The organism is Nitrosomonas communis (assembly GCF_900114745.1).
Classification (GTDB): Bacteria; Pseudomonadota; Gammaproteobacteria; order Burkholderiales; family Nitrosomonadaceae; genus Nitrosomonas; species Nitrosomonas communis_A.
Window position 1 is genome coordinate 1 of sequence record NZ_FOUB01000074.1, and the last position, 15445, is coordinate 15445.

The window sequence follows — 15445 nt, forward strand, 5'->3', positions numbered from 1 at the left end:
GCGGGCGGCCATGATGGCAAGATATTTGATCAGATTCGGCCACAATTGCACAGCAATGAACTGTGTGGCGATAAAGCTTATCGACGGCCCAACGCGGAAGACATCAGGCAAGCTCAGAATCTGACCATCTTGACACCCGTTAAAAAACAAAAAGGGCAATCCTGTCTGGAACCCCAGCACCAATGGTTATCTACAGTGGTTGCTCGCGTTCGGTAACCGATTGAAGCATTCTTTGCCTGGATTGAAGAAAAGACAGGCATTGAATGTGTGAGTCAAGTTCGTTCTTATAAAGCGCTTATGGTGCATGTATTCGGGAAGCTGGCTGCGGCTCTGTTTTCTGGAATTTTTTACGAGTTAGCTCTTAATTCACATTTAAAATGTTAATAATAAAATGGGTTTGTTAACACTGCCGAGATATCATCATCACCCGTATAGTTTTGTGTAATTCTAAAGTGAGTCGTTTACTCATATTTAGTAATACTGTGTGCGATATTGTGAGATGTATTGCATTGTCATTTAGATATAGTAACCTCTTATGAGCAAGAGGTAATGGAATAAAACGAAAAATCAATAAAATTTTCATTTTTGACAAAGACATAATTTATGTGTTTCAAGGCGCTATATCGGTTGATTACACTGACTGCTATTTTGAGTATGGTAAGATGAGAGTATTTTGACTATAGATAATTTGGTCGTGAACTATACTAATAGCAGCGGTGAGTGTATTTGATGGATAGATAATCTCAGAGAGTATTAGAGTAAAAAATTAAACCGCACTTCTTTGTAGGAATTTAATTCTGAATCCAAAGGGCAATATACAATCAATATCTTTTATGATTCATTTTTAAATTCTTAAAAATAGATAGATTTTTTATTCCATTTTTGAAAATTTAGTGAATGATAAATAATAAGTATTTCAATAGCATATGGTGATTGTGCCATAAAAAGCAAGATAGAAATTATCTTGTATTTTTTTTCTAATCTCCACTGGAATATCAGAAATCTAAAGGTTTTTCGTGATTAATTGATTGAAATTAATAAATTAAATATTTTATGTTAAACAATTTGCTTAAAAGGATTTTTGGTAGCCGCAATGACCGCTTAATCAAGCAATATTCTCAAATCGTGCGTGTTATCAATGAACTAGAATCAACTATTGCACCTTTATCTGATACTGATCTATGCGGCAAGACTCATGAATTCAAGCAACGGCTTTCCAATGGCGAAGCGCTCGATGCGTTGTTACCCGAAGCATTCGCAGTAGTGCGGGAAGCAGGCAAGCGAGTGTTGGGAATGCGTCACTTTGATGTGCAATTGATTGGCGGAATGGTATTGCATGATGGGAAAATTGCTGAGATGCGTACTGGTGAAGGTAAAACATTAATGGCCACCCTGCCTGCTTATCTTAACGCTTTGATGGGGCAGGGAGTACATATTGTGACGGTAAATGATTATCTTGCCAGACGTGATGCTGACTGGATGGGGAGAATATACCAATTTCTGGGTTTGTCGGTTGGTGTAATTATTTCCCAAATGGCGCAAGATACCAAACAAGTTGCTTATGCTGCTGATATTACCTATGGCACTAATAATGAGTATGGTTTTGATTACTTGCGCGACAATATGGTTAGTCACCCTGCTGAGCGTGTACAGCGTATACTTAATTTTGCAATTGTCGATGAAGTTGATTCGATTTTGATCGATGAGGCGCGTACCCCATTAATCATATCAGGCCAGGCAGAAGGCGATACTGAGATTTATGTGCGTATCAATGCATTGATACCTGAACTTACCCGGCAACAAGTAGAGAAAGGTCCTGGCGACTATAGTGTGGATGAAAAATCTCAACAGGTATTATTGAGTGAAGAAGGTTTTGAGCATGCCGAAAAATTGCTTGCTAAGGCTGGCTTACTAGCGACAGGGACAAGCCTATATGATCCGGTCAATATCAATTTGATTCATCATCTTAATGCTGCATTGCGCGCGCACGCGCTATATCACCGTGATCAGCATTATGTAGTACAAAATAATGAGGTAATTATCGTTGACGAATTTACTGGTCGTTTGATGCCGGGAAGGCGGTGGTCAGAAGGGCTGCATCAAGCTGTTGAAGCAAAAGAAAATGTTCCGATTCAGAAAGAAAATCAGACGCTTGCTTCGATCACGTTTCAAAATTATTTTCGTATGTACCATAAACTTGCTGGCATGACAGGGACAGCAGATACTGAAGCTTTTGAATTTCAACAAATCTATGGACTTGAAACTGTCGTTATTCCAACACATCGCCCTATGATTCGTGAAGACAGGATGGACAAGATATTTCGTACTATGAAGGAAAAACATCAAGCCATTCTGGAAGATATCAAGGATTGTTATCAGCGTGGACAGCCCACGCTTGTTGGAACAACTTCCATTGAAAATAATGAATTGCTTTCTTCTTTGTTAAGCAAAGAAAAATTACCGCATCAAGTCCTCAACGCGAAGCAGCATGCCCGTGAAGCAGATATCATTGCTCAGGCGGGTCGATCCAAAATGATCACGATTGCGACAAACATGGCTGGAAGGGGTACCGATATCGTATTAGGAGGTAATCCAGAGCCAGAAATTCATCGTGTTCTTTCAGATGAAACATTCAATGAAGAAACCAAAGCGAAGCGTATCGCTGAAATACAGAAAGTATGGCAAGAACGACATGATGAAGTAATTAAATTGGGGGGATTACATATCATAGGTACTGAACGACATGAATCACGTAGAATTGACAATCAGTTGCGTGGACGTGCTGGACGGCAAGGTGATTCCGGCTCTAGTCGTTTCTATCTTTCACTTGAAGATCCACTTCTGCGCATTTTCGCATCTGATCGTGTGGCAAGCATTATGACACGCCTTAAAATGCCTGAAGGAGAAGCAATAGAGCACCCATGGGTAACACGAGCAATAGAGAATGCACAGAGGAAAGTTGAAGCCAGAAACTTTGATATCCGTAAACAATTACTTGAATTTGACGATGTTGCTAATGATCAGCGGAAAGTAATTTATCAGCAGCGAAATGAATTATTAGAAGCGCAACAAGATATTACAGAAACAATAACAGCTATTCAAGAAAGTGTAATCAGTAATCTTTTCAATCTTCATGTTCCACCTCAGAGTATAGAAGAACAGTGGGATATCGCTGGCTTAGAGAAAGCATTCGCGAGCGATTATCATATTCATCTGCCAATTCAGGAGTGGTTAGATAAAGAACCTGATTTGCACGCTGAGAATTTACTGGAAAGGGTATTGGAAGCAGCGCGTGTGCATTACCGTAGTAAATCAGAAATGGTTGGCAGTCATCTTATGCACCAATACGAGCGGGCAGTCATGTTACATAGTCTTGATACTCATTGGCGAGAACATCTGGCAGCATTGGATCATTTACGGCAAGGGATTCACTTGCGTGGTTATGCTGCTAAAAATCCAAAGCAGGAATATAAACGTGAGGCCTTCGAGTTATTTGCTAATATGCTTGAAGAGATTAAGATTGAAGTAACTAAAATACTTATGACTGTTCAAATAAAGAATGAGCAGCAAGTAGAAACAGTAGCTGAAGCAGCCCCTCCCTCTATCAATATGCAATATCACCATGCGGCTTATGAAGAGGTAATAGATAAGCAACAACAGAGTTCTGAAGAAAAACCACAACCTTTTGTTCGCAAAAGTACTAAAGTTGGTCGGAATGATCCTTGTCCATGTGGTTCTGGCAAGAAATATAAGCATTGCCACGGTAAGCTTAAATAGTAAATGATTGATTAACTTTGGAGCGAATAAAGTTGCTGGTTATTTCCTTTGTTAATTCCTTTATTGCTAGTAAATTTCTAATCCAGCGCTATTTAATAAGAATCGGATGAGTTTACGGTTATTTTTTATGCGAGTTAAGAGTGACCGACAATCAGGAGTCCGCAATTAATATAACAATTGATTTGCGAATGAATATAATGGCTCTGGTTGACAAACCATATGAATAGATGAAGCAATTCCGCGGCTTTGTTGATGAATTATTAAAGATCTTACTATGTAAGACAGTTAACCTCATTCTTTTAGCTTGCATCAAATGCGAGATAATTAGAATTTTGCGTATTTGCTGGCGATCACGTGATACTTGGGCTGATCCTCGAACAGTTCAGCCAGACGTTTGTATTTGACCACGATCAGGCGGAACGTCTTGTGCGTATCATTCATGCTGTGCGTAGTTTCGGCTATGGCACAATCAGCATAATGCTTCCAATCTGATTCAAGGATAGCCTCGATGGCCTTGAGGGTCGGTTCATCGAGCCGGCCACCAATGGCAAAGTTTTGCTGGTTTCTTCACAGTAGTTGAAGATGTTTGCCTGATAACCCGCCGAATCCAGGCGAATATGGGCAATCCGATGCCCCTTGGGCAGGCGAGTTTCACGGTCCTTGATGAATTCAAGATTTCTGCTGGCCGCAACTAATATCGCCTTCACGGAATTCATCATGAATCACCACGCCCACCTCAGCCAGATGACCAATCATCGGCATATAGCCCTGTTCTCCCTTGTAGGTAAAGTGTGCCGCTTTCTTCTCAGCGATGATTTGCGAAGCATCCCCATTGAGCCGTATGGGCAGTGATGCCGGTTTGCCGAATCCGCGTGGCAACAATCCGCCGGTTGATGCGAGAAAGACCCAACAGCCCCTCTCCAGCACCAATACGGCGCAACCAGTCGCTCACAGCATCTGTGCTCGGCAGCACACCCAGTTTCAGCAAAGTGGATAACGCAGAGTCACTCTTGAGTGTGCGCATGTCCTCCAATGATCGGCCGCCTCCATTGAGCATCAGTACCAGTGACGTCATGTAAGCCGTCGCTTCATAGCCATTCCCGCTACCAAGTTTAGGCATCTCTTGCTGTAGCCACCGGTTAAATCCCAAACCTTGAATAAATTCACCCAATAGCACCCATCCGGCATTTGCTGTCAATGTCTCGTCCGTCGCCTCCACCTGGAATGGAAGCACCATTTGTGCCAAAGCTCCCATCGCTAATCCTCCTCTTTTCACCAGATGAGTGAATGTTCAGATAGCTGTAATTTATCGGATCGCTTGTGCGCCGGAACATTTCCTTATATTGGTCTGCTTCAATCGCGATTCTTGGGAATACATTGGTACAGACTGAATCAGAAAATGGACATCATCCTTATCTTTTCCTATCTTCAAAAATTTGATCTCATAGTAATTCTCTATCCTAAGACATACATCCGTTAGAACTTTATCCACTCCCTCGTTACATACTGCTCACCGATACTTTGCAGGAAACACAAGATGGTAAATCAATACCGTAATATGATAATGCTTATGGTTATAGTGCGCACGCACGTATTTTACGCAGCAAGCTGCGGGGAATTAAACCCAAAAGAGATTAAACGCAACTCGCTGTTTCTTATCAGAACAGAGGACTTCGGGGCCGGCGCTATTTTAGTAAGAGCTAACGTTCTTATTTGCACAGATTACTGTCTTGATGGGTGTATACATCATCCAAAAATCATTTTCTTCGGATAATTATAAAATTTAAAAGATGAAATTTTTTAAAGAGCGAGCTTTTAGGTTATTAGCTCTATATATTACCCTAATATGTAAAGGGTTATGTTATACTCTTAAGATTATGCTTTTTAAGCATGTGACGTACTATGAATATTTTGGAAAGTAAAGCATAAGATAAACAGGCTGATCGGCTTCCAGTTTGAGTCGATTCTGGGTAGAAAATTCATTGGATGGAATTATTAAAAAAATGGCAGATAGTAATGGTGAGATGAATAGTCGGCGTCGTTTTCTAGTGCTAACCACATCTGTAGCAGGTGGAATTGCTGCCGTAGCGGTAGCAACACCATTTATGTTATATATGATGCCTAGTGAGCGTGCTAAAGCGGCTGGGGCACCGGTAGAAGTCGATATTAGTAAGTTGGAGCCTGGTATGCTACTGATGGTTGAGTGGCGGGGAAAAGTGGTTTGGGTACTGAAGCGCACGCAAGAGATGTTAGAGAATTTGAAAAAATTAAATGATGTGCTGGCAGACCCAACTTCGGAAAAAAATCAGCAACCACCTTATGCAAAGAATGAGACACGTTCTATTAAACCTGAAATTCTGGTGGTAGTAGGCGTGTGTACGCACCTTGGCTGCTCTCCGGTATTTAGGAAGGATATTGCTCCTGCGGATTTGGGACCTGATTGGTTAGGTGGCTTCTTCTGCCCATGTCATGGTTCAAAGTTTGATTTGGCGGGGCGTGTTTATAAGAATGTTCCGGCACCTACTAATTTGATTGTGCTTCCTCATATTTATTTGAGTGAAAATCGGCTTTTAATTGGCTCTGAAAGCAAGGAATCTGTATAAAATGAGTAAACAAGAAAATTCATTTATGGGATGGATTGATGAGCGCTTCCCAATGACTGCTACTTGGAGAGCGCATCTTTCTGAATATTATGCTCCTAAAAATTTTAATTTTTGGTATTACTTTGGTTCGCTAGCAATGCTTGTGCTGGTCAACCAAATAATTACCGGTATTTTTCTTACTATGAGCTATAAGCCAGATGCCAGTCTTGCATTTGCATCAGTTGAATACATCATGCGGGACGTAAATTTTGGTTGGTTAATTCGGTATATGCATTCTACGGGAGCTTCCATGTTTTTTGTGGTGGTATATCTGCATATGTTCCGAGGGATGATGTATGGCTCTTATCGCAAGCCTCGAGAGCTTTTATGGTTGATAGGGATGGCGATATTTTTTGTATTGATGAGTCTAGCGTTTACTGGATATATTTTACCTTGGGGACAAATGTCTTATTGGGGTGCTCAGGTAATTGTAAGTATGTTTGGGGCGATTCCATATATTGGTGAAACGTTATCAAACTGGATTCTGGGAGACTTCATGCTCTCGGATGCAGCGCTTAATCGTTTCTTTGCATATCATGTGGTGACTTTGCCATTATTGATAATTGTGCTGGTATTTGTTCATATCATCGCATTGCATGAAGTTGGATCCAATAATCCAGATGGGATTGAAATTAAAGCTAACAAAGATCCAAAAACAGGAATTCCGGTAGATGGAATACCATTTCATCCTTACTACTCTGTAAAGGATATAGTCGGGATTGTTGCATTTCTAATTGTATTTTCCGGCATTATATTTTTTATTCCTGAGATGGGTGGGTATTTTCTTGAGCATAATAATTTTATCCCTGCAAATACGCTACAAACGCCCGATCATATTGCTCCTGTATGGTATTTCACCCCTTATTATTCAATGCTTAGGGCAGTCACAGTTAATTTTCTCGGAGTAGATGCGAAACTGTGGGGTGTTATCTTAATGGCAGGTTCAGTAATTATTTTTTGTTTCTTACCTTGGTTGGATCGTAGCCCTGTTAAATCAATACGTTACAAAGGACCAATCTTTAAGTTCGCGCTGGCACTTTTTGTAATAAGTTTTCTTGTATTAGGTTGGCTTGGCACAAAAGCACCAACACCTTTATACACATTATTAGCGCAAATTTTTACGGTTATTTATTTTGCATTTTTTATTCTGATGCCATTGTATAGCAAGATAGATAAAACAAAACCAGAACCAAAAAGAGTGACAAAATGAGATTAATTAAATTCCTGCTTTTTTTTATCAGTTTGGCTCCGACTTTTGTTTTCGCATCTACTGACATACAACTTGATAAGGCCCCGATTGATACTTCTGATAACGCTTCATTACAGCGTGGTGCGCAAAGCTTTGTCAATTATTGCTTGACATGTCATGGGGCAAGCTATATGCGTTATAATCGACATCAAGATATCGGATTAAATAACCAGGAAATTAGCGAGCGTCTTATTCTTACAGGGCAAAAAGTTGGTGATATAATGTTTACTGCAATGAAGAAGGGTGAAGCTGAAGAATGGTTTGGGGTCGCTCCGCCTGATTTATCTGTAATTGCACGCTCCCGCGGCGCGGACTGGTTATATACTTATCTTAGAGCTTTTTATAGAGATGAATCGTCTTCTAGCGGTTGGAATAATTTGATTTTTGATAGAGTTGCAATGCCACATGTTCTATATCAATTGCAGGGTCTACAAACACTCAGTATCAAATCACAAGATGGTTCAGAAGTTAAAGAGTTGAAGCTGAGTGTTCCTGGATTACTTTCCAAAGAGGAATATGATAACTTTGTCGCAGATCTGGTAAACTACATGGTGTATTTGGGTGAGCCTCATGCGAATTATCGTAAGAAACTGGGAGTTATCGTCCTTATCTTTTTATTGGGTATGCTTGGGTTGACTTACTTACTAAAACGTGAATATTGGAGAGATGTGCATTAATAAATTATTTAATAAAAACATAACGAAGATGTATAAGTCATTATGATGACGTTGTATTCTACTGCAACATGTCCTTTTAGCCACCGATGTCGCATTGTATTGCATGAAAAGGACATGGATTTTCAGGTCATTGATGTTGACCCTCACAATAAACCAGAAGATCTGGCTGTGATAAGTCCATATGGTCGCGTACCAATCTTAATCGAACGTGATCTTGTGCTTTATGAATCTAATATCATCAATGAGTACGTCGATGATCGGTTTCCTCATCCACAATTAATGCCAGCAGAACCAGTAATGCGTGCTCGCGCAAGATTGTTATTACATCGATTTGAACAAGAGTTGTTTTGTCATATTGATGCTGTCGAACAAAATGACCAAAAGTCAGCTGACAAAATGCGAGTAGCAATTGCTGAGAGTCTGACAATGATTGCGCCAATCTTTGATAAACAAAAATACATGTTGGGTGATGAATATTCCATGTTGGATGTAGCTATAGCGCCCTTATTATGGAGATTGGACCATTATGGAATCAGTCTGCCAAAACAAGCTACGCCATTATTAAAATATTCTGAGCGATTATTTAGTAGACCATTATTTATTGATGCTTTGACTCCTTCAGAGAAATTAATGCGTAAATGAAATATCCTACGACTAAGCCATATTTAATACGAGCTATTTATGAGTGGTGTGTCGATAATAACTTGACCGCTTATATTTCTGTTGAAATTGATCAAAGCACATCTGTCCCTGAGGAGTATGTAAAAGATGGTGAAATTACTCTGAATATTGGCCCTATAGCTGCACGTGATTTGTTAATTGACAATGATTCTGTTCAGTTTACTGCACGTTTTAGTGGTGTATCAAGAAAGATATTTGTACCAATTAGTGCAGTCAAAGCTATATTTGCGAAAGAAATTAATCATGGCTTATTCTTTACGCTTGATACTGCACAAAAAATGCTTCATATTTGTGAGAGGGAAGATTTGAACCACTTGGAATCCTTGTCCGATAATTATCCATCCCATAACAATGAGCGCGACCGGACTCACTTAAAGATTGTTAGGTAAAAATAAGTTACCTTGCTATAACTTAAAGTTTATAATTTAAAATTATTTATTACTAATATATCTATTTCCGTGCCGGCATAGCTCAGATGGTAGAGCAGCTGATTTGTAATCAGAAGGTCCCGAGTTCGATTCTTGGTGTCGGCACCATTAAAATCAATGGTTTAGAAGCAATCGCCTAAACCATTTTTTATTTGTGGGGCACTGTTGGGGCATTAAGAGAAAGCAAAATATACGCTTTTCCTTTGCAGGCATTCTCTATTACGGCGTAAAGACAAAGACGGCTCATTACTGTAGTAGGACAAAGTAGCCACATCAATCAAAACGTTTTACTACCAAAATCTTATCTTGAGATAGAAAAAGTTGCATCAGAAATCTGGGATGAGAATACTCATACTCAGAGATATAAAAGCTTTTGTGAGTTTCTGTTCGACCTTAATCTTAGTTTACTATTCTTTGCCTGTAATTTTTTTCGTGCCCAGGCAATATACGAATTACTTTTTCACCCACGCTATTAAAACATATCGTCTCTCATGTCTCGTCAGGGAAAAGTCTGCTTTATCCGGCGCTCACCAGACGGGGAAGACCTCCAAAATTTCCGATTTTCTTGACTCATCGACCAACCCTGCGCGGACTTGTTCGACAATCTCTAGGGGTTGACACCGCCGATGTTATTCCCTTCCCGCTCGGCATCTCCAAGTGCAGACCTCATTGTTTGTTCTTCAATAGGCGCACCAAAGCTCTTGCATTTTTAATTGCATTGCCGCCAAAATTGTTGTTGAAATAAATCCACACTGTCTTAGCTTTAGCCTGCTGAATTCGCTTGGTCCATTCTTTCAATTCGTCCTGGGTGTAGTCATGGCGATACCATGCCTTTTTAACATGAAAGCGAATGTAAATGTCCTCCGATGTTTTGATCAATTCGTCCGGCAGCCGAGGTACTGTGGCTGAAACTTGTGACTTAGGATTAATTTACTAGGACACAGGGTTCTGAGATACTGTTCTGCCAGTGTTATCTGCCCTGTATATGTTAGAGAAATTTACCGAACGTATTGATCTTCTAGTTGCCTTATTCATATTATGTAACAAAGAAATCTCCACCATTCGGCAGGGCAATGATAAATGAACTTTATTCCTAAAGATCACACCGTCCATTTATGCGTTGATATGCAACGGTTGTTTGCCGAAAATACTGAGTGGCAAACACCATGGGCATATAAGATACTGCCGCAAGTTTTAGCCCTCACTGAACGTGCTTCGGAACAAACAATCTTTACACGATTCATCCCGGCTGAAAATCCTGGTCAGGGTCATGGTATGTGGAAAGAATACTATGAGTACTGGAATTGCATGACGCTTGAAAAACTCGATAAAGGTTTGGTCGAGCTTATTCCGGAATTAATGAAGTTCGTACCGCCAGCCGAAGTGATCGATAAACCCGTCTATGGACCATGGGTCGCAACAGATCTCCATCAACGACTTCAAAAGCGAGGCATTAATACTCTCGTTGTATCCGGTGGGGAAATTGACATGTGCGTTTTAGCAACCGTCCTAGGCGCAGTCGATTTTGGTTATCGGGTGATCGTGGCTTCAGATGCCTTATGTAGCTCTGATGATAAGTGCTATGACTTTATTATGAATTTACTTAAACGACGGTTCTCAATACAGATTGAGGTCGAAGAAACTGAGAAAATTCTCTCCAACTGGCATTAGTTAACTGGAACCATAAGGATTAAATTTTTCAAGGAGAAAGACATGCCACAGCACGAATACTGGAAAGGACATATCAGATTGTCCCTCGTCACCTTTCCGGTCCGCCTTTATCCAGCCGTGACCGAAAGCGAAAAAATCCGTCTTCATAAATACGATAAGGAGACTGGCCAACGCATCCATTATCAAAACATCAATGAAGAAGGAGAGGTAGTTGAAGCAGACGATATTGTCAAAGGCTATGAATACGAAAAGGGAGCTTTTATTCCTATTGAAGATGAAGAAATCGAAAAGCTGCGTTTAGAGAGTACACACACAATTGATCTCGTTCAGTTTGCCGACCTGTCTTCAATTGACCCAATCTATTTTGATAATCCTTATTACGTTTCCCCGGACAATAAGCTTGCGCAGGAAGCTTATGTGACCATTCGAGATGCGTTGAAGAAAAGCAAGAAAGTAGCCATAGGTCAGGTCGTCATTGCAAACCGTGAACGCATTGTAGCGCTTAAAGCCTGTAGAAGAGGCCTGATACTCGAAACCTTACGATACAATTACGAAGTTCGCAAAGCCGAGCAATATTTTGAAGACATCCCATCCAATGCCGAGTCAGAAAAAGATCAAATCGATTTGGCATTGGAACTTATTAAACGCAAATCTGGCGACTTTGATCCTACGAAGTTCAAGGACCTTTATCAAGAAGGTCTGAAAGAAATTATCGAGGCCAAGATGGAAAAGCGCGCCCCACGGGTTAAGAGCGAAAAAAAGCCAACCGAAAAAGTCATCAGTATCATGGACGCCTTGCGTAAGAGTCTAGCACAATCCAAAGAAGGCAAGATATCCGAGTCAAAGGCGGAAAGTACCCCTAAAAAAGCTGCGCCGAAGAAACCTGCTGCAAAGAAGAAGATAACCAAGAAAAAGCAGGCAGCCTAAGTGTCGCGTGATCTTTTAAAAAAATATAACGAAAAGCGAGACTTTGACATTACGGCTGAACCGAAAGGTAAAGTCGGAAAGCGCGCTAAAACAAATCTGCGTTTTGTCATTCAGCTCCACGAGGCGACCCGTACCCACTATGACTTCCGGCTTGAATGGCATGGGGTAATGAAAAGCTGGGCGGTGGCAAAAGGCCCGAGCTACGATCCCGCAGATAAACGTCTGGCAGTTCGTACCGAAGATCATCCTATGGATTACAACGATTTTGAAGGCGTCATTGCAGAGAAACAATATGGCGCCGGCCCGGTCATGATCTGGGATAAGGGAACGTGGAAGCCCGAAGATGATCCAGACAAGATGGAGAAAGACGGCCATATCACTTTTACAATTGAAGGTGGCCGCATGAAGGGGCAGTGGCATTTGGTCCGCATGCACACGCCGGATAAACGCGAGAACTGGATTCTCATTAAGGGCAAAGACGACTTTGCGTTAAACAAAATCGAGAACGCTGATTTCCTCAAACGCGAGAATACTAGTATCGTAACAGGTCGTACCATGGACGATATCCGCAAGGCAGGGCTTGGCAAAACCACCGAGCGTACAAAAGCGCTCAAATTAGAGCCCATTAAACCCGTATCGAAACCCAACAAGGAGGCCTCCAAACCGACGACATCTCTGGATGCTCTTTTAAAGCAGTACGATGAGCCAGAACTCGCCACTCTCGTTGACCAGACGCCTGAGGACGATGCATGGATTCACGAGATCAAATTTGACGGTTATCGTCTCATGGCCTTTGTCTCAGATGGAAAAGTTGTTCTACGCACCCGAGGCAAAAAAGACTGGACCCACAAGTTTGAATCGTTGGCCAAGGCTATAGCGGCATTAAATGTTGAGAATGCGGTTTTCGATTTAGAGGCTTGCGCCCTTGACGGAAATGGCAGGATCGCTTTCGGGGCGTTACAGGTTGCGCTCTCAAACGATGAACCTGAAAAGATTGAAGGCTGGATTTTTGATCTCCTCCATTTAAACGGCGAAGCCTTGATCCAGGAAACTTTGATTGATCGCAAAGCGCTGTTGGAGCTGATTTTAAAGGAGGCAAAAGGTCCCATCCATTACTCAGAACATTTCGAAAGTGCCCCAGACCTTCTGGATAAGGCTTGCAAAATTGGCGCAGAAGGTTTGGTTTCCAAGAAGAAGGATAGCCTTTACTGCGGATGTCGGACTAAAGATTGGGTGAAAAGTAAATGCGGCCTTGAGCAGGAATTCGTAATAGGCGGCTTGATGCCTGGCAAAGCTCACGATAAGGCCATCGGTGCGCTATTGCTGGGATATTATAAGAATAACAAATTCACCTATGCAGGCAAGGTTGGAACGGGTTTTGCTCGAGAGCTTGCCCATGAGATCTATCAAAAGCTCATTGCGCTCAAAACGGATAAATCGCCCTTCTTAGACAAGACGCCCAGAGGGCTACGCGAATATATTTATGTGAGGCCCGAAAAGCTCTGCGAAGTATCCTTTACGGAGTGGACGCGAGATGGTCGTATCCGCCACGCATCCTTTAAAGGACTTCGTGAAGATAGAAGCCCTAAGGCGGTGGTGGAAGAAATACCGCAGTCTTTGAAGGAAATGACCAATGATGCAAAGCCGCGCATGAAGGCGAGTGCGGGGTCAGTGGCATTCAACGGTGTAACAATTACCCATCCCGAACGGATTGTTTATCCGGACACTGTAATCACTAAAGGGAAAGTCGCAGAATATTATGCCAAGGTTACGCCCTTGATGTTTCCGTTCGTTGACAAACGTTTAATTAGTTTTTTACGTTGCACGGATGGCATCGGTGGTGAATGCTTCTTTCAACGAACCGCTATGGAGGGCCTGGGCAGCTCGGTCAAATCAAAAACTGTCACGCATAAGGTCAATAAGCACGAGTATATCTACGTTGAAGATGAAGTGGGAATTTTGCAGCTCGCACAAATGGGAACGATAGAATTCCACGCATGGCAGAGCACTTTGGAACATGAGGGGAAACCCGATCAAATTATCTTTGATCTTGATCCAGATGAAGGCATTCCGTTTGAGGCGGTGAAATTGGCTGCAGAAGATATACGCAACCGTCTTGAGAAAGTCGGGCTTGTCTCATTTCCACGGCTCTCAGGCGGTAAAGGTGTTCACATTGTTGTTCCAATTAAACCGGAGCATGAGTGGGATGAGATTAAAGAATTCACCCGTGAGTTCTCGGAGAACATGGCGCGGGAAGTGCCGGAGGCATATGTCGCTAATATGAGTAAGAAGAAACGTGCAGGGAAAATCTTCATAGATTTCTTCCGCAACGACTTCTCTTCCACGGCAATTGTACCGTTTTCACTGCGTGCGCGAGCAGGTGCATCGATTGCATGGCCTGTTACGTGGACAGAGTTGAAGAAATATAAGAAGGCCAATGCCATTACTCTTGAAAATATCGACACCAAACTCTTGAAAAATGCTGAAAAAGTATCGGCAGAATTCTTGAAAGCCTCTCAGAAGCTTAAACTCTAATTCCGAAAGGAAATTTAAATAACGAATAAATGAGAGCGCAACGGTCGAGTCTTTAACAAAACCTCCCCTGACCAATAAAACTCAGATAGATGTCAACGAGGTACTTTTTTCAAGAATGTCTGATCTCTAATAATTACTTTCAGCCTAACTTGCAGAGGATGATATTCAGTATATAAGGTTAAGAACGCTAGCGAGAGGTATAGGAGGCTTTAGAGGGCTTGTATTATGAAAAATGAATTTATTATAGCTTTACCACCTATCTTACCAAAAAGAGCGCATACTTTAATTTTAGGTAGTATACCTGGTGCTAAGTCACTAGAACTTAATCAATATTATGCTCATCCGCAAAATCAGTTTTGGCGTTTTATGGGTGATATTTTCGGCGCATCACCATCTATACCTTATGAAGAGCGCATTAAAGTCCTAAAACAGAAGGGTATTGCCGTTTGGGACGTCTTAAAAGCATGCAACCGCTATGGTAGTATGGACGCTGATATTAAAAACCCGGTTGTTAATGACTTTGAGTGTTTTTATCAGGATAATCCTTCGATCAAACTGGTCGTTTTTGATAGCAGTTCAGCAGAAAATTTTTATAAGCGTTTGGTTCAACCAACCTTGTCTCAAGAGTTAATCTACCGTCGTGTTCCCTCTCCAAGTCCTGCTCATGCGCGAATGAATTATGAAGCTAAACGAATTTTATGGATGGAAGCATTATCCGATAGGGTTGTTTATAGAAATTCTTTTTAATAAAAAGAGGGCGGATTGACGTGGTCAAGTAAAATCGGACACCTCAGTTAAGCTGCTTTTATCGATTTTGCTGCATCTGCTTCATATTGATTCGGACTTTTGTAACCCAGG

Annotated in this window: 14 protein-coding genes and 1 tRNA gene; 12 read left to right on the forward strand and 3 right to left on the reverse strand. The window is 41.5% G+C overall.

The window, feature by feature from the left end:
- Together BM122_RS24410 and secA are read left to right on the forward strand one after the other, a co-directional pair.
- A partial coding sequence (locus BM122_RS24410) for a hypothetical protein (protein WP_218152145.1) occupies nt 1-216 on the forward strand: 216 nt, incomplete at its 5' end.
- Between the two features lie 837 nt (nt 217-1053).
- Nucleotides 1054-3777: a preprotein translocase subunit SecA gene (gene secA, locus BM122_RS17585; protein ID WP_074906860.1), complete on the forward strand. Its 2724-nt coding sequence runs from the start codon at nt 1054-1056 to the stop codon at nt 3775-3777.
- Between the two features lie 458 nt (nt 3778-4235).
- Here secA and BM122_RS17590 read toward each other — a convergent pair whose 3' ends face one another.
- Both BM122_RS17590 and BM122_RS17595 read right to left on the reverse strand, forming a co-directional pair.
- A complete protein-coding gene (locus BM122_RS17590) occupies nt 4236-4496 on the reverse strand; it encodes a hypothetical protein (protein WP_143083507.1) in 261 nt (86 codons plus the stop codon).
- Between the two features lie 86 nt (nt 4497-4582).
- On the reverse strand, nt 4583-5032 hold the full coding sequence (locus tag BM122_RS17595) for a hypothetical protein (protein WP_074906862.1): 450 nt from the start codon (nt 5030-5032) through the stop codon (nt 4583-4585).
- A gap of 748 nt (nt 5033-5780) precedes the next feature.
- On the opposite strand from BM122_RS17595, the gene petA reads away from it, so the two are divergent.
- From petA to BM122_RS17630, 6 genes are all read left to right on the forward strand, one after another.
- Nucleotides 5781-6380 carry a ubiquinol-cytochrome c reductase iron-sulfur subunit gene (petA, locus tag BM122_RS17605; protein ID WP_074906864.1) on the forward strand — a complete coding sequence of 200 codons (600 nt, stop codon included), beginning with the start codon at nt 5781-5783 and terminating at the stop codon, nt 6378-6380.
- Nucleotide 6381: 1 nt separating this feature from the next.
- On the forward strand, nt 6382-7629 hold the full coding sequence (locus BM122_RS17610) for a cytochrome b (RefSeq protein WP_074906865.1): 1248 nt from the start codon (nt 6382-6384) through the stop codon (nt 7627-7629).
- Nucleotides 7626-8345, forward strand: coding sequence for a cytochrome c1 (locus BM122_RS17615; protein ID WP_074906866.1), 720 nt, complete (start codon nt 7626-7628; stop codon nt 8343-8345). Before BM122_RS17610 ends, BM122_RS17615 begins: the two co-directional genes overlap by 4 nt.
- A gap of 42 nt (nt 8346-8387) precedes the next feature.
- On the forward strand, nt 8388-8987 hold the full coding sequence (locus BM122_RS17620) for a glutathione S-transferase N-terminal domain-containing protein (protein WP_074906867.1): 600 nt from the start codon (nt 8388-8390) through the stop codon (nt 8985-8987).
- Nucleotides 8984-9415: a ClpXP protease specificity-enhancing factor gene (locus BM122_RS17625; protein ID WP_074906868.1), complete on the forward strand. Its 432-nt coding sequence runs from the start codon at nt 8984-8986 to the stop codon at nt 9413-9415. Before BM122_RS17620 ends, BM122_RS17625 begins: the two co-directional genes overlap by 4 nt.
- Nucleotides 9416-9486: 71 nt before the next feature.
- Nucleotides 9487-9562 (forward strand) — tRNA-Thr (locus BM122_RS17630).
- Between the two features lie 558 nt (nt 9563-10120).
- Here the strand turns inward: BM122_RS17630 and BM122_RS17635 are convergent.
- Nucleotides 10121-10384, reverse strand: coding sequence for a DUF72 domain-containing protein (locus tag BM122_RS17635; RefSeq protein ID WP_083398577.1), 264 nt, complete (start codon nt 10382-10384; stop codon nt 10121-10123).
- Nucleotides 10385-10534: 150 nt separating this feature from the next.
- Here BM122_RS17635 and BM122_RS17640 point away from each other — a divergent pair, with 150 nt between their 5' ends.
- The 4 genes from BM122_RS17640 to BM122_RS17655 all read left to right on the forward strand — a co-directional run bounded on the left by BM122_RS17640 (nt 10535) and on the right by BM122_RS17655 (nt 15334).
- Nucleotides 10535-11125, forward strand: coding sequence for a cysteine hydrolase family protein (locus BM122_RS17640; protein ID WP_074906870.1), 591 nt, complete (start codon nt 10535-10537; stop codon nt 11123-11125).
- Between the two features lie 42 nt (nt 11126-11167).
- Entirely contained in the window at nt 11168-12052 is an 885-nt protein-coding gene (gene ku, locus BM122_RS17645; RefSeq protein WP_074906871.1) for a non-homologous end joining protein Ku, read from the forward strand.
- On the forward strand, nt 12053-14587 hold the full coding sequence (gene ligD, locus BM122_RS17650) for a DNA ligase D (protein ID WP_074906872.1): 2535 nt from the start codon (nt 12053-12055) through the stop codon (nt 14585-14587).
- A gap of 225 nt (nt 14588-14812) precedes the next feature.
- Nucleotides 14813-15334, forward strand: coding sequence for a DNA-deoxyinosine glycosylase (locus tag BM122_RS17655; RefSeq protein ID WP_074906873.1), 522 nt, complete (start codon nt 14813-14815; stop codon nt 15332-15334).
- Nucleotides 15335-15445: the final 111 nt, after the last annotated feature.

Coding starts and splice junctions, on each gene's coding strand:
- secA (WP_074906860.1), top strand. CDS start 1,054: ATGTTAAACAATTTGCTTAAAAGGATTTTTGGTAGCCGCAATGACCGC.
- BM122_RS17590 (WP_143083507.1), bottom strand. CDS start 4,496: ATGATGAATTCCGTGAAGGCGATATTAGTTGCGGCCAGCAGAAATCTT.
- BM122_RS17595 (WP_074906862.1), bottom strand. CDS start 5,032: ATGGGAGCTTTGGCACAAATGGTGCTTCCATTCCAGGTGGAGGCGACG.
- petA (WP_074906864.1), top strand. CDS start 5,781: ATGGCAGATAGTAATGGTGAGATGAATAGTCGGCGTCGTTTTCTAGTG.
- BM122_RS17610 (WP_074906865.1), top strand. CDS start 6,382: ATGAGTAAACAAGAAAATTCATTTATGGGATGGATTGATGAGCGCTTC.
- BM122_RS17615 (WP_074906866.1), top strand. CDS start 7,626: ATGAGATTAATTAAATTCCTGCTTTTTTTTATCAGTTTGGCTCCGACT.
- BM122_RS17620 (WP_074906867.1), top strand. CDS start 8,388: ATGATGACGTTGTATTCTACTGCAACATGTCCTTTTAGCCACCGATGT.
- BM122_RS17625 (WP_074906868.1), top strand. CDS start 8,984: ATGAAATATCCTACGACTAAGCCATATTTAATACGAGCTATTTATGAG.
- BM122_RS17640 (WP_074906870.1), top strand. CDS start 10,535: ATGAACTTTATTCCTAAAGATCACACCGTCCATTTATGCGTTGATATG.
- ku (WP_074906871.1), top strand. CDS start 11,168: ATGCCACAGCACGAATACTGGAAAGGACATATCAGATTGTCCCTCGTC.
- BM122_RS17655 (WP_074906873.1), top strand. CDS start 14,813: ATGAAAAATGAATTTATTATAGCTTTACCACCTATCTTACCAAAAAGA.